The organism is Atlantibacter sp. MEI4A-1023 (assembly GCF_056155425.1).
The window spans coordinates 1,312,619-1,326,025 of record NZ_CM149568.1 but is presented as its reverse complement, the minus strand read 5'-3'; the positions used below and the strand labels follow the sequence as shown (position 1 = coordinate 1,326,025).

The window sequence follows — 13,407 nt, the reverse complement described above, 5'->3', positions numbered from 1 at the left end:
TGGCGGGGTTAATCGTGGTGATGATGGGGATGTGCCTCGTCGGGGTCAACGGGCACCACAATCACCTGGCCGTGGCGCACGCCGCGCTCGGTAATCACCTTATCGGCGAAAGTGCGTACCTGCTGGGTTTCCCCTTTCAATAGCGACACCTCAAGGCAACTGCCGTGGTCAAGATGCACGTGCAGGCTGGTAAGCGACAGGTCGTGATGATCATGGAACGTTCGCGTTAACCGGCGAGATAATTCCCGGGCTTCGTGATCGTAAATATAAAACAGCGCCGCGATGCACGGCCCGCTTGCGTTGCCGGAAGCGGCATCCTGCAACCCGGCGCGCACCAGGTCGCGAACCGCTTCTGAGCGGTTCTGATAGCCACGGGTCTGGATTAACGCATCCACTTCAGCCAGTAAATCATCATCAAGTGACAGGGTTACACGTTGCATCATTCAATCCCAAACAGAGTGTTGCGAGCAGTATGGCATGCGCCGGGACGATGAACATTGACGCCGCGCGGTTTGCGGGCGGTCTCCGCTTTTTGTGCGATTTTACTGGAGTTTTTCTGTCGCGGGCCGACGTTAATAATGCGACCGACGCTTAATCCCTGGAATTGGTAACTCGCTTTTTATTCGGATTAACGCCAGGGTATTGAATGCCTGCGATGACAACGAATTAAACACACAGGCGCTGTTGACTCATTTGGGATGGACCCGTTACGCATGACTGACAAGCACACCACCATTACGGAGCTTCAGGCGCGTTTTCGCCTGAGCGAATTAAACGTAGGTCACTGGAACCGCATCCACTTTCAGCTCGCTCCCGAATCTATGCGGGAGGATGAGCGCCTCACCGAATACCGTTTTTACCGCATCGAAGAGATGACCGATGAAAAGGCCGCGGTTCACCGCCTGGCCATGAGCAATGTGATCGCCAATATGAGCGATTCACGCGCGACGCTGCTGTATATGCTGCTCAGCGACGGCGAGGGCATTCATTTTTATATCGGCGTGGCGAGCAACGATAACGGCGTGGTCCACGATATCGGTATTAAGCTCGAGCGTGCCTTTAGCAGTAATTTACTCGGCGCGAAGCTGGCGGCGGTTAAACCCCAGGACATCACCCCGATAACCTCGCTGTTATCAATGAAGCGGCTTGGCGTGGTGACGGGCGTCCCCTCGCTGAATGAAGAAGAAACCCGGCTGGGGGATGAGGAATTTCAGGGCGTTGAGCGGTTGGTTAACGGCCTGGCGGGTGAAAGCTGGCGAATGATTATCGCCTGCAAACCGGGCAGCGCAGAGGAAGTGGAGCAGATCATTGAGCAAATTTACGACCTGTCGACCCAGCTCTCCTCACAAATGAAATATTCGGTGCAGATCTCGCAAAACCAGAGCGAGCAACATACCCGCAGCACAGGCCATAACCTCACCAAAACCAGCGGAACCAGTATTACCCTCACACAGAGCGACGGAGACAGCCGGGCTAAAAGCGTCGGCGTCAATGAAAACCACGGCTCCAGTAAAGGCACCAGCTCCAGCTACGATAATAAAGGCACCAATCACAGTAAGGGGACCAGCAGCGGCACGACCACCACCTCGTCGACCAACAAATCCCAGGCCACAGGAACCAGCGACTCGGAAAGCGTCGGCAGCAATGAAGGCACCAGCGACGCCACCACCTCCGGCGATGGCCAGGCAGTAACCCGCGAGGAGATCAACAAAGGCTACGAAGAGTTGCTGAAGCATTTAGGCGAGACGCAAATTTCACGCTTTCGCCAGGGCAACAGCAAAGGGATGTTTAAAACCTCGCTGTTTCTGGCCGCCAATACAAACGCAGTGTATGAACGGCTGAGCGCCAGCGTGCGGTCAATTTTCCAGGGCAATAACCCAACCCTGACGCCGTTGCGCGTGCACCGTTTGCAGCACGGCGCGGCGCACCTCGGGCAACTGCTGCAACTGGCCGATGCGGCGACCGGCGCGGAACATCCTTACAGCGAAGCCATTTACTCACTGGTCAGCGCCAGACACGGGCGCACCCAGTGTTCGACCTGGTTGAACAGCCAGGAAATCTCCCTGCTGATGGGCTTGCCGGATAAAGAGCTGGCGGGGCTGAAAATCCGTAAATGCGTCGATTTCGCGCTTAATCCGCCCACCCTCGCTGAGCAACAACAACTGACGCTCGGCCAGGTGATCCAGCATGGACAGACCCTGGCGTTTAAACCGCTGACGCTGGATAAATCCGAGCTGAATAAACACATTTTTATTACTGGCGTCACCGGCTCCGGCAAAACCACCAGCTGCATGAAACTCCTGCTGGAGTCCGGGCTGCCGTTTCTGGTGATTGAACCCGCTAAGACCGAGTACCGCGAGCTGTACCAGAAAAATCCCGACGTGGAGTATTACTGCCTGGGCCGGGAAGACATCACGCCGTTTCGCCTGAACCCGTTTGAACTGGTGTCGTCGAAAGAGACGCTCACCGGGCATATCGATATCCTGAAAAACGCCCTCAATGCGGTATTCCCGATGGAGGCGGCGATGCCAATGATCGTGGCAGAGGCGATTATTCAGGCCTATGAGCGCAAAGGCTGGGATATCTTCAGCAACCAAAACCTGTTGATTGATGCACCGTTCGCCCTGAACAGCGGCGCGTGGCCTAATTTTAGCGATATGATCCGCGAACTGGATTCGGTTATCGAATCCAAAGGCATGGGCAAAGAGTTTGAGGAGAAATACCGTGGCTCGCTGGTGGCGCGGCTTACCGATCTCACTAAGGGCACCAAAAGTCGAATGCTCAACGCCCGCCATTCTATTGATTTCGATGCGCTGCTGGATAAAAAAGTGGTTTTCGAACTTGATGAAATCAAGGATGAGAACGACAAATCCCTGCTGATGGCGCTGATCGTCACTCGCCTCGCCGAAACCATTAAACAGCGTTATTTACGCGAGCCAGGCTACCGCCATTTAACGCTGATTGAAGAAGCGCACCGCCTGCTGGCGAAGCCGGAGCCGGGGGAAGGCGGTAGTAAAAAACTCGGCGTAGAGATGTTCAGCAACCTGTTGGCCGAGGTGCGTAAATATGGCGAAGGTTTGATCATCGCCGATCAAATCCCCAACAAACTGATCCCGGACGTCATCAAAAATACCAATACCAAAATCGTTCACCGGCTGTTTTCTGCAGACGATCGTGACGTCATTGGCGACACCATGTCGTTAAGCGATGAGCAGAAAAACTTCCTGCCGTCGCTCCAGACGGGCCAGGCGGTGATTTACGGCGGCGGCTGGCACGGCGCGGTGCTCACGCAGATCAAACCCAACGCCAATACCACCGGGCAGCCGATAGATGAACGCCTCATCGCTGACCGGGGTCTTCAGCAATGGTGGCCGCAACGCGCCCGGCTGTTCCCACAGCTCGCGGCGCATACCGACTTTGACGATCCGCAGGCGTTTATCGCTTATAGCCAGCAGCTCGGCAACCTGTCGCGGCTGATGACGCTGGCACGGCAACTGCCGCCGGGCGCGTCACTGAATAAACAGCTGGTACGCATCGTCGGACAGCTTCAGGCGCTGAATGCCTGCGAGCCCGATTTACCCCAGGCGATGGTGGCCTGGACGCTGGATAACACCGATCTTCCCCCGCATGCTGTGCAAGAAAAAATGCCGCGTCGGCTGGCTGAGCTATTGAAATTTATCGATATCGCGCCAGAAGCGCTGGATTTCGACGCGTTAGCCGCCCGGGTTAACGATATGACCAAAAAATAGTGTTTTTAAACAACAAGGAGTGGCTATGGGATTTTTTAGTTCAATCGGTTCGGCGCTGTCGAGCATCGGCAGTTTTGTGGCGAGCGTCGCCAGCACGGTGCTGAAAATTGCGACCACGCCTGAAATCGTGCGCGCGATAAGCGCCGTGGTGCAGGTCATCGGGATCGCGCTGGATATACTTCGCCCGGATCAGTCCCCGGAGAAACACGGCGAAAAAGTGCTGGCTGCCGCAGAAATGGGAATTACGCCGGACGCGTTCGCGACGTTCGATGAATATTCTCAGGTGATTAAAAACTTTGAGGTGAAGCCGGGCCTGGAAGGCAAATGGAGTAAAGAACAGAAAATCGCCGCCAGCGCGGGCGTGATTGCCCAGGGCCTGACCGAATACAAATCCTTCAGCATGGATTCGGCGATTAGCCTGATGGTGCTGGTGGCGCAAAAGCCGGAGTTTTTTACCGCCGAGCGCGTCCTTAACCTGATGGGCAAAACCAACGACTTTACCCTGATCCGCGATTATCTCGACGACGAACTGGATCGGTATGACAGCGAGCGCGTGGAGGCCTGGCTGGCCTCTGCCGAAGCCGATATGCCGGACGGACTGTCCCGGGAAGAGATCGTCGCCAGCCTGCGCGCCCAGCGCGCCGATGCCGAATAACGCCGGGACTGAATTGATGAGCCATTACGCTATTTTTCTCGACCAGCAACGCTTTAGCTGTTTTTGCCGTACCCCGGAAGGCTGGGCCGTTTATCCGCTCAAAGGCGAAGAGAGCCTCGATTGTGCCCAGCCTGCCCAACTGGCGGACGCGCTGGGTGAACTGACCGAACGTCTGGAATGGAGCCCGGCGGAGCAGATTGTGGTGCTGTACCAGCCGCAATACCAGCCGTGGCTGCCGCAGTTGCTTGATGCCGTAGCGAACATTCCGGTGATGGTATTGCCGCTAGGTCCGTGGCTTGCCAGCGCCGCAGCCTGCGCTCCGTTGAGCAAAGCGCCGGAACAGATTTGCCATCACCTGTTGCCGCTGTTGTGGAAACAGCTGATGAATCATGACGGGTCGGTTAAATCCCACCAGCTTGAGGCGGCCTCGCGGACTCAGGAAGCTCTGGTACAGCAGCTCCAGCAGGAGCAGCAGGAAAACCTGGCACTGAAAGAGGCGTTAAAAACCTGCCAGCAGAACCTTGAGCAACAGCAGGCAAGCTGGAATAAAGCGCGCGCCCACTATGAAGCCAATCTGCTTCACGCTGACGAACTGGATGAGGCCGCCATCGCCCAGTTTATGCCGCTGTTCTTCGCGCACTTCTGGCAAAAAGTCAGCCCAAGCGATATGGCGATGCTGCTGGGCAGCCTGACATTACCCGGTATCTCAAGCCCCTGGCCGGAACCCAACAAAAGCGCGTTGGCAATTAAAAAGCGCAGCTTTCAACAAAGCCCGTTCCGCCATCGGCAGCAAATCAAAGCCATGGCGCGCAAATTTGTTGAGGTGGGTTATTTGACGGTGCGCCCGGAAATGGAACCGTTGCTGGAAGATTAAGAGAGCCGACGACTCATGACATCGCCCTTTAAAGATTTACACACCGATCCTGAATTTCGTGCCTGGCTCGCCGGGCTTATCGTTGACGAAGTGCAACAGCAGTTGCAGCACGCCTGGCGTCAGTTGAGTGAGACATCGCCAGAGCCCCTGCCAGCCGCGCCGCCGATAAACGAGCCCGCGCCGGAGCCGATATCTGACGCCCTGCAACCGCTGCGGGGCATCATCGCGATAGTGAAAAACGATCCCGAGCTCCAGGAGAAATGGCTGCGCCGCCCCCTCCCCGACGGCGAGGCCGAGCAGTTCCAGCAGGTGATCGTCATCGCCAGCCATTGGGATCGCATCGAACGCCTGTGGGACGTGCTCTCCGAACGGGCGAAATCCCGCGCCGCGCCGGTTAACGACGCTGAACAACAACTCCTGGATTACGCCCTTTCGCTGCATAACCGGCTGTGGATCGACCGGCTGGCGGAACTCGAAACCGTGGCCGCCGCCAGTGCGTATAACTATGAAATCCATAACGGCGTCGGCCAGGGCGACACCATCGCCGCGCTTTGGCTGCCTGGGCTGATTAATAGCGCGGGTAAGCGCGTTCGTAAGCCCCTGGTGCAGTTGTGATAATCAGATAAAGATGGATACGAAGAGAAGAAACATGCTGGAAAAACTGCAGGAACGCGCCTGGCTGGGGCTGGTTGATACCTTCTGGACAGAGCTAAAAAGCAAAGAGACGTTTGGCATACTCGTTGATGGCGAGCAGATGAAATGGCTGGTGCAGGCGAAGGACGATCGGCTGCTGCTCTGGACGCATGATAATCGCTACTACCCGCCGGGGCTGGTCGAGGAGAACCAGGCGTTCTGCAGTGAGTTGCGCTGGCTGGGGCTCAAAGGCTGGCGCGTGCCGACCCGCAACGAAATGCTGCTGTTTGCCAAAAACCGCAAAAACCCGCTGCGCCAGGGCGAAAATAACCGTCTGCGGGACAAATACGCGTTTAACGTCGTGGAAGGGTTTATCGATCTCGATCTCAATAACCCTACCGCCAATCCGGGGCGTGAGTATCCCTCCATCCCTTGCGCATCCGTCACGAAACAGGTGTTCGCGGATATTCTGATCGATATGCCGGTCAGGTTGAGTTCCCTTAGCGAGCCTGGCCGCAACTGGCTGGATGGCTGGGAAGATCATCTGAATACCACGCTGGTGGAACTGGATTACCAGGTAAACCGCCTGCCGAAAATCGATCCCCTCACCTTTACCGATATCAATAAAGGGATGTGGGAAATGTGGGGGCAGGACGCCAATGCCCTTGAAGCCCTGAACATTCGTCCGCGCGATCCGGCGCGGGATATCCGCCCCGGCTGCGTCGCCATCGATTTCGGCACCAGCAGCACCGTGGTGGCTTATGAAACCGAAAACGGCCGCAAAGAATTAATGCGCATCGGCGTGCGTGATTTCTATGAGCGCATCGAACCGCATCATTTTGAAAACCCGACGGTGTTGGAAATCATCGATTTGCAGGCATTGTTAAGCGAATGGACCGATGAGGCCTACCGTCCCGGCGTGCGCTGGGAAATGGTGCACTGTTCTCACGAGGCACAGGCGAAACTGCGCGATAACCAGAGCGATATCTATACCGTCAGCAGTATTTTAACCCGGCTGAAACAGTGGGCGCTGCGCCAGTCCAGCGATCATCAGGTGGTCTTTACCGACCAGCAGCAGTGCGAACACACTCTCGCGCCGCTCACCCAAAATAACCCGACGCGCGGAGAGTGGCTGGACGTTAGCGGTGATTATCCCTTCGATCCCATTGAGCTTTACGCCTGGTTTTTAGGTATGACCATCAACTGGCGCGGGCGCGGGATCTCGCTGGAATATTTCATGACCTTTCCGGTGGAGTATCCGCGCGAGGTAAAAGAAAAAATTCTTGCCAGCTTTAAACGTGGATTGCAGCGCAGCCTGCCGCCAACGCTGGTGGCGCAGCCGGAGTTTCTTAACGCGTTTAGCGTCGAAGAGTTAGCCAGCGAGCCCGCCGCCTATGCGGTGTGCGCGCTGGATGCCCTGGCTATCCAACCCGGCGAACAGGGTGCCGCCTATGCAGTCTTTGATTTTGGCGGTGGTACTACCGATTTTGATTTCGGCTACTACCGCCACCCTTCAGAAGACGAGGAGGACGAGGGCTTCGAGCGGGTATTTGAGCATTTCGCCCCGGCGGGTGACAAATTTTTGGGCGGCGAAAATCTGCTGGAAAATATGGCCTATCGGGTTTTTCGTAATAACCTCGATTTGTGCCAGAAATACCAAATCGCCTTTACCCGGCCGCTGGATGCCGATCCGTTCCCGGGTTCGGAAATTTATCTTGAGAAAACCCAGGCGGCCTACAGCAATACTATGTTGCTGATCAGCGAACTGCGTCCATTCTGGGAAACACCCTGTACCGCCGAGCCGGATATTGAAGATAAAACCTGCACGGTGGACCTGTTCAACCGGGCGGGAGAAAAAGTCAGCTGCGACTTCGTGATCCCGTATGGCGAACTGGCGGAATATCTTGAGCAACGCATCGCCCTGGGTATTGATAAGTTTATCGCCGCGCTCGGCCAGGCATTTATCCCCCTGCCGGAGCAGATACATATCCTGCTGGCGGGCAATTCCAGCCGTTCGCTGTGGATCTCTCGCCTGTGGGGCCTGGCCGACGAGGGTGAAAATGCGCTGATATTCACCAGAATGGCCGACCGTTTTGGCAACGATACCCCTACGCTGCATATTCATGCACCGCTCAGCAGCAACCCTGACGCCCCCTATCAGCCGACCGCCAAAACCGGCGTGGCGCTCGGGCTGCTGGATTTGCGTCCTGGTGGCGTCACTAAAGTGATTAACCATACGCGGCAGCAGAGCATGGGCGAAGCCGGATTCGCCTTTAACGTGGGCCGCGCCCGAGCCGGATCGTTCCTGGTGGGCTTAGCCATGAATAGCCGCTATGAAGAGTGGTTTGAACTGGGCCCACAGCGGGAGGGGATTTTCGAATTGCTATATACCCAGTCGCCGCTGGCGCAACAGGGCACGCTGTCCTCCGTTGATAGCGAAGTAAAACGCCTGCGCTTACGCCTGGCGGTGAATCAGAAAGGGCATCGGGTATTTGCCAAAGCCACTGCGCCACACCAGATAAGCCTGGTCACGGCGGCAAATGCAGACGAACTGGCGGAAAATCGAACCGATAACCATCAGGTGCTGGAGTTGAAATAATCTGAATTTCCCGTATCGCTTTTAAAGAAATGGGCTGCCAGCGAAACACTGACAGCCCTGTTAAAAGACGCTGTTGGCATGCCTGACCACACCAGCCTGAAAAGGCCGGGTTTCCCCCGCCTCCAGGTGCTACTTACCAGATTCGTAAGCCAGTAACGCAGCGACCTCCCTGCTTCCGTCTTTCACCCTCAGTTCGCAGAGCGAACTTCGCGTCAGATACGTGAATATCAACAGTGTCAAACACACCATAAATACACACCAGATCAGGGCGTTTCGCGGCAGTTTCATGCTTTCTTCTCCTTGTCTTGCGACAGGTAAGAGGCTATCCTGATGTTGTCTATGCATGCAGGTAGCCTCGTTGGTTAATTGAAAAATTACCTTCGGGGCTTTCTTCTTTCTGCCGCACAACACCACTTCACTACCCTGCGTTAATGAGGCAAAAAACCTCAAGCGCCGCCGCTACTATATGCCTCCTACGTTCGCCCGCAGTATTGAGATTTTCTGAAAGAGATATGCGTCCAGAAGGCGGCGCTTTGGTGTGGCAAAAAAAGAAAAGGGCTGCCAGCGAAACACTGACAGCCCTGTTAAAAGACGCTGTTGGTATGCCTGACTACACCAGCCTGAAAAGGCGGGGTTTCCCCCGCCTCCAGGTGCTACTTACCAGATTCGTAAGCCAGTAACGCAGCGACCTCCCTGCTTCCGTCTTTCACCCTCAGTTCGCAGAGCGAACTTCGCGTCAGATACGTGAATATCAATAGTGTCAAACACACCATAAATACACACCAGATCAGGGCGTTTCGCGGCAGTTTCATGCTTTCTTCTCCTTGTCTTGCGACAGGTAAGAGGCTATCCTGATGTTGTTCATGCATGCAGGTAGCCTCGTTGGTTAATTGAAAAATTACCTTCGAGGCTTTCTTCTTTCTGCCGCACAACACCACTTCACTACCCTGCGTTAATGAGGCAAAAAACCTCAAGCGCCGCCGCTACTATAAGCCGCACGTTATCCCGGAAAATATTAAGAAAATCTGAAACAAAAACGCCCCGGGGCAACGGGGCAAAAAAGTGCTAAACCACTGACATCGCACCTCCCTGTGCGTTGAAAAATGAGGGTTAATACGTTACGCAGACAAGGCCTTCAGCAACGCAAAGGCTTCTTTCATCTTGTCTTCACTCACCACAAAAGCACGTAGCTGGCCTTCGGCATCCACGCCTTTCGCCACCATACCCTGGGCTTCGGTAGAAATGTGCCAGTTCAGATCGCTGCGGCGGGTTTCGCCAGCCAGATGCAGCGGTAACTCCGGCGTTTTGACTTTGACCAGCATGGCGGGCAGTTTCAGCGGCGCGTTGCCGCCGAGCAGGTTTTTCGCCAGCGTCATGGCGCTAATCTGGATCGGTTGCAGAAAAGGCAGTAACTGACCGTCGATTTCCGCACAGTCGCCCAACGCGTAGATATCCGGATGACTGGTTTTCAGCGTATTGTCCACCACGATCCCGCGATTCACCTCTACCCCGGCGCTGCGGGCCAGCGCGGTTTCCGGGCGTAAGCCGGTCGCGGCAATCACCGCATCCACCTCGACCTGGCGTTCGCGATCGAAGGTGGCGCGAATACCTCCCGAGGTTTGTTCCAGAGACTGCAACTGCGATTTCAACAACAGATGCACGCCCATATCCGTTAAGCGATGTTGCAGGCGGCTGCTCACTTCCGGTGGCATCAGCGACGCCAGAATGCTGGACGCGTTATCCACCAGCGTCACAGATTTGCCCGCGCGGGTGAAATCCATCGCCAGTTCGCTGCCAATCAGGCCACCGCCGACAATCAATACCCGGCGCGCATCAAACAACTGCGACTCGCAGGCGCGATACTCCAACTGGCTGTTGAGCGTCAGCATCTGCTCACGCCCGTTCACCGGCGGGATAAACGCGCTGGCCCCGGTCGCCAGTACCAGTTTGTCGTAACACCACTGGTTATCAGTGCTTTTCACCAGACGGGCGGCGGCATCGATCTCTTTGATCCAGGTGTACGGGAACAGGCGCACGTTGTATTGCTCGGCGAACTCGCCCGCCGACTGGCGCGTCATCTCGTCCGCGCGCTGGCGCAGGCTGATGACGTGGCTGAGATCAGGCTTGTTGTATTCGTCGATACTGTCGGCGGCAATCACGGTGATTGACACCTGGCCGTCCTGTTTACGCAGATTTTTGACCAACTGCCGGGCCGCGAAGCCCGACCCGATAATCACAATCCCGTGGCTCATACCGCCTCCATTGCCAGCTCGTCGAACACGTCTTTACCCAGTGAACATTCCGGACACAGGAAGTTATCCGGTACATCGCTCCACGGCGTCCCCGGCTGGACATCCTGCATCGGTTCGCCAACGGCTGGATCGTAAATCCACTGGCAGACGCTGCACTGCATGCAGGGGCCGAGGTCGGCAGCTGCGGCGGCGGCGCTGTTGTCATCATCCTGCTTCGGTTGCGCTTTCACCGTGGTTTCCGGCAGCGGTGCGAGCGCCCACTGGCGGGCAATGTCGCGGCCATGCTGACGGCACAGTTCCAGAGCATCCACATCCGGACGCCATTTGGCTTTCAGGCTCAGGGACATTTCGAAACCGGCATCCTGCAAGCGCGTAGACAGACGGTCCACCGCACCACCACTCCAGCCGTGAGAACCGAATGCGCTGGCGCGTTTGTTACGAAAACGCAGACCGGTCATCTCTTCCACCAGACCGGCGATTTTCGGCATCATCACATTGTTCATGGTGGAGGTACCCACCAGCACGCCTTTTGAACGGAATACGTTAGTCAGGATTTCGTTTTTATCGCTACGCGCCACGTTGAAAATTTTCACTGCCACCACCGGGTCTACTTCGTTGATGCCCTGGGCGATAGCGTCCGCCATCATGCGGGTGTTGTTAGACATGGTGTCGTAGAATATTGTGATGCGGTCTTCCTGGTAATCCGCCGCCCATTTCAGGTACAGCTCGACGATCTGGGTCGGGTTTTCACGCCAGACCACGCCGTGGGACGTGGCGATCATATCCACCGGCAGGTTGAAGCCGAGGATTTCAGTGATTTTCGGCGTGACCAGACGGCTGAACGGCGTCAGGATATTGGCGTAGTAGCGCTGGCACTGTTCGAACAGCTCAGTCTGATCCACTTCGTCGTTAAACAGGCGTTCGTCGCAGTAGTGCTGACCGAAGGCATCGTTACTGAACAACACCGCATCGCCAGTCATATAGGTCATCATGCTGTCCGGCCAGTGCAGCATCGGGGTTTCAACGAAGATCAGCTGTTTGCCGTTGCCGATATCCAGGGAATCACCGGTTTTCACCACGTGGAAATTCCATTCCGGATGGTGGTGGTGCCCGTTAATGGAATCGATAGCGTTGGCGGTGCAGTAGATTGGGGTATCCGGGATCTGCATCATCAGCTCGGTCAACGCGCCTGCGTGGTCTTCTTCCGCATGGTTGATGATGATGTAATCGATATCTGCCAGATCAATTTCGCTGCGCAGGTTCTGCACGAACTCGCGGCTAAATTTGTGATCGACAGTATCGATCAGTACGTTTTTTTCTTCACGGATGAGATAGCTGTTGTAGCTGCTACCGCGCAGCGTTTTGTATTCGGTGCCGTGAAAATCGCGAACTTCCCAGTCACGCTGTCCAACCCAGGAAATGTTGTTCTTAACCAGAATAGCCATATCAACCTCTTGTGTTCATGAAATTAAATTCGAATGCGATATGGCTCATATATCAAGTTGCGTGCCAACTTTATAAGAATATGATTTTAAATATTTTATCTAATTTTATGATGATTAAGAATGTTAAAATGACTATCAGGAAGGCAGTCATTTTGACTAACTTTATTGTCAAAATGACTGTTTTCGGGAAGGACGTTTAGAGACGGTTAATCATCCGCCAGCGGAACCAGATTTGGGCGAGCAGAATCAGAACCCCGCCGATAATTTTCTGCGTGGGTAAACGCTCGCCATACCAAATCCCGGCAGCGATAACGGTAAACAGCGGCTCCAGCACCATAATCAGGGCGGCGCTGGCGACGGCGGCGTATTTTTGCCCCTGAAGCTGCAACGCGAAACGCAGGCTTGTGGCGATAAAAATACTGGCCAGCACCCACAGCGCAATAGACAGATCAAAGGGTTGGGTTATGTGCTCGAACCCGGCGGAAATACCCAGCCCAACAATACCGGTGATCATCAACTGTGCCGTGGTGAGTGGGATTAACGGCACCTCACGGGCGCAGCGGCTGGTGTAGCAAAACGAGATCGACTGCACCAGCGCCGTCAGTAAAAACCAACCCTGGCTGGGATGGAACGACACCGGGCTGTGCAGGCTTAACAGCGCCAGCCCTATCACCGCTACTGGCAGGCACTCCCAGTAAGCCCGCGCCGGGCGCACCCGCATCATCACCCACGCCGTCAGCGGCACAAACAGCATAGCGAGGCTCATAATAAACGCCCCTTCGCCCAGCGACGGGGTACTGGATACCGAGTAGATCCACAGGCACATGGTGAGCGCCATCCACAATCCGCTGATCAGCACCTGCCGCCACTGGTGGCGCGGGATATGTTGGCCACGACAAAACGGCAACAGCACCAGTGAGGCGAAGAAAAACCGCACGCCGAGAAACGCAAACACCGGCATTCCGGCAATCGCTTCTTTAGAAAAAATCCAGCCGCAGGCGGCAATAAACGTGGTTAAGACTAAAAACAGATCGGCTTGCCGCTGCCGGTTCATGGGTCATGCTCCCTGGAATAAGTAAAGTCAGTCAAACAAGCTTTCGACTTTATAACATTCCGCTAACCTGAACCACTTCACGCAGGGGAAAAGATTGGGGGGTGGTTAAACGCAGAAAAAAGCGCCCCAACGAGGCGCTTATCAAT

The 13,407-nt window shown here is 55.5% G+C and carries 11 protein-coding genes and 2 pseudogenes; 5 read left to right on the top strand and 8 right to left on the bottom strand.

The annotated features are described in order from the left end of the window. Window positions 1-8: 8 nt before the first annotated feature. A complete protein-coding gene (gene nikR / locus ACVV26_RS06445) occupies window positions 9-440 on the bottom strand; it encodes a nickel-responsive transcriptional regulator NikR (protein WP_474801755.1) in 432 nt (143 codons plus the stop codon). Window positions 441-713: 273 nt separating this feature from the next. Between nikR and ACVV26_RS06440 the strand changes: the two genes are divergently transcribed. From ACVV26_RS06440 to ACVV26_RS06420, 5 genes are read left to right on the top strand one after another with little or no spacing between them, the layout of a single operon-like run. Then, entirely contained in the window at window positions 714-3,749 is a 3,036-nt protein-coding gene (locus ACVV26_RS06440) for an ATP-binding protein (RefSeq protein WP_474800559.1), read from the top strand. Between the two features lie 25 nt (window positions 3,750-3,774). Next, window positions 3,775-4,404 carry an anti-sigma factor gene (locus ACVV26_RS06435; RefSeq protein WP_474800557.1) on the top strand — a complete coding sequence of 210 codons (630 nt, stop codon included), beginning with the start codon at window positions 3,775-3,777 and terminating at the stop codon, window positions 4,402-4,404. A gap of 16 nt (window positions 4,405-4,420) precedes the next feature. Then, window positions 4,421-5,278 carry a hypothetical protein gene (locus tag ACVV26_RS06430; protein ID WP_474800555.1) on the top strand — a complete coding sequence of 286 codons (858 nt, stop codon included), beginning with the start codon at window positions 4,421-4,423 and terminating at the stop codon, window positions 5,276-5,278. Between the two features lie 15 nt (window positions 5,279-5,293). Beyond that, window positions 5,294-5,893 carry a hypothetical protein gene (locus ACVV26_RS06425; RefSeq protein ID WP_474800553.1) on the top strand — a complete coding sequence of 200 codons (600 nt, stop codon included), beginning with the start codon at window positions 5,294-5,296 and terminating at the stop codon, window positions 5,891-5,893. Between the two features lie 34 nt (window positions 5,894-5,927). Further along, window positions 5,928-8,510, top strand: coding sequence for a hypothetical protein (locus ACVV26_RS06420; RefSeq protein ID WP_474800551.1), 2,583 nt, complete (start codon window positions 5,928-5,930; stop codon window positions 8,508-8,510). A 133-nt stretch (window positions 8,511-8,643) separates the two neighbouring features. Here the strand turns inward: ACVV26_RS06420 and ACVV26_RS06415 are convergent, their stop codons facing one another. The 7 genes and pseudogenes from ACVV26_RS06415 to ACVV26_RS06385 all read right to left on the bottom strand — a co-directional run bounded on the left by ACVV26_RS06415 (window position 8,644) and on the right by ACVV26_RS06385 (window position 13,261). Further along, entirely contained in the window at window positions 8,644-8,754 is a 111-nt protein-coding gene (locus ACVV26_RS06415; RefSeq protein ID WP_474801753.1) for a DUF5431 family protein, read from the bottom strand. Next, window positions 8,703-8,855: pseudogene (locus ACVV26_RS06410) on the bottom strand (Hok/Gef family protein); the annotation flags it as partial. The gene ACVV26_RS06415 and the pseudogene ACVV26_RS06410, both read right to left, overlap by 52 nt. A 312-nt stretch (window positions 8,856-9,167) precedes the next feature. Next, window positions 9,168-9,278, bottom strand: a complete 111-nt coding sequence (locus ACVV26_RS06405; RefSeq protein ID WP_312980396.1) for a DUF5431 family protein — start codon at window positions 9,276-9,278, stop codon at window positions 9,168-9,170. Next, window positions 9,227-9,379, bottom strand: a pseudogene (locus ACVV26_RS06400) (Hok/Gef family protein); the annotation flags it as partial. The gene ACVV26_RS06405 and the pseudogene ACVV26_RS06400, both read right to left, overlap by 52 nt. Before the next feature lie 249 nt (window positions 9,380-9,628). Next, the gene (gene norW, locus ACVV26_RS06395; protein WP_474800549.1) at window positions 9,629-10,762 is read right to left on the bottom strand and encodes an NADH:flavorubredoxin reductase NorW; all 1,134 of its coding nucleotides are present in this window, start codon (window positions 10,760-10,762) and stop codon (window positions 9,629-9,631) included. Beyond that, a complete protein-coding gene (gene norV, locus ACVV26_RS06390; RefSeq protein WP_474800548.1) occupies window positions 10,759-12,207 on the bottom strand; it encodes an anaerobic nitric oxide reductase flavorubredoxin in 1,449 nt (482 codons plus the stop codon). The genes norW and norV overlap by 4 nt, the downstream gene beginning before the upstream one ends. 196 nt (window positions 12,208-12,403) lie before the next feature. Continuing rightward, window positions 12,404-13,261, bottom strand: coding sequence for a DMT family transporter (locus ACVV26_RS06385; RefSeq protein WP_474800546.1), 858 nt, complete (start codon window positions 13,259-13,261; stop codon window positions 12,404-12,406). Window positions 13,262-13,407 lie beyond the last annotated feature (146 nt).

Excerpts from the sequence above, each read along its gene's own strand:
- nikR (WP_474801755.1), bottom strand. The coding sequence starts at position 440 with ATGCAACGTGTAACCCTGTCACTTGATGATGATTTACTGGCTGAAGTG.
- ACVV26_RS06440 (WP_474800559.1), top strand. The coding sequence starts at position 714 with ATGACTGACAAGCACACCACCATTACGGAGCTTCAGGCGCGTTTTCGC.
- ACVV26_RS06435 (WP_474800557.1), top strand. The coding sequence starts at position 3,775 with ATGGGATTTTTTAGTTCAATCGGTTCGGCGCTGTCGAGCATCGGCAGT.
- ACVV26_RS06430 (WP_474800555.1), top strand. The coding sequence starts at position 4,421 with ATGAGCCATTACGCTATTTTTCTCGACCAGCAACGCTTTAGCTGTTTT.
- ACVV26_RS06425 (WP_474800553.1), top strand. The coding sequence starts at position 5,294 with ATGACATCGCCCTTTAAAGATTTACACACCGATCCTGAATTTCGTGCC.
- ACVV26_RS06420 (WP_474800551.1), top strand. The coding sequence starts at position 5,928 with ATGCTGGAAAAACTGCAGGAACGCGCCTGGCTGGGGCTGGTTGATACC.
- norW (WP_474800549.1), bottom strand. The coding sequence starts at position 10,762 with ATGAGCCACGGGATTGTGATTATCGGGTCGGGCTTCGCGGCCCGGCAG.
- norV (WP_474800548.1), bottom strand. The coding sequence starts at position 12,207 with ATGGCTATTCTGGTTAAGAACAACATTTCCTGGGTTGGACAGCGTGAC.
- ACVV26_RS06385 (WP_474800546.1), bottom strand. The coding sequence starts at position 13,261 with ATGAACCGGCAGCGGCAAGCCGATCTGTTTTTAGTCTTAACCACGTTT.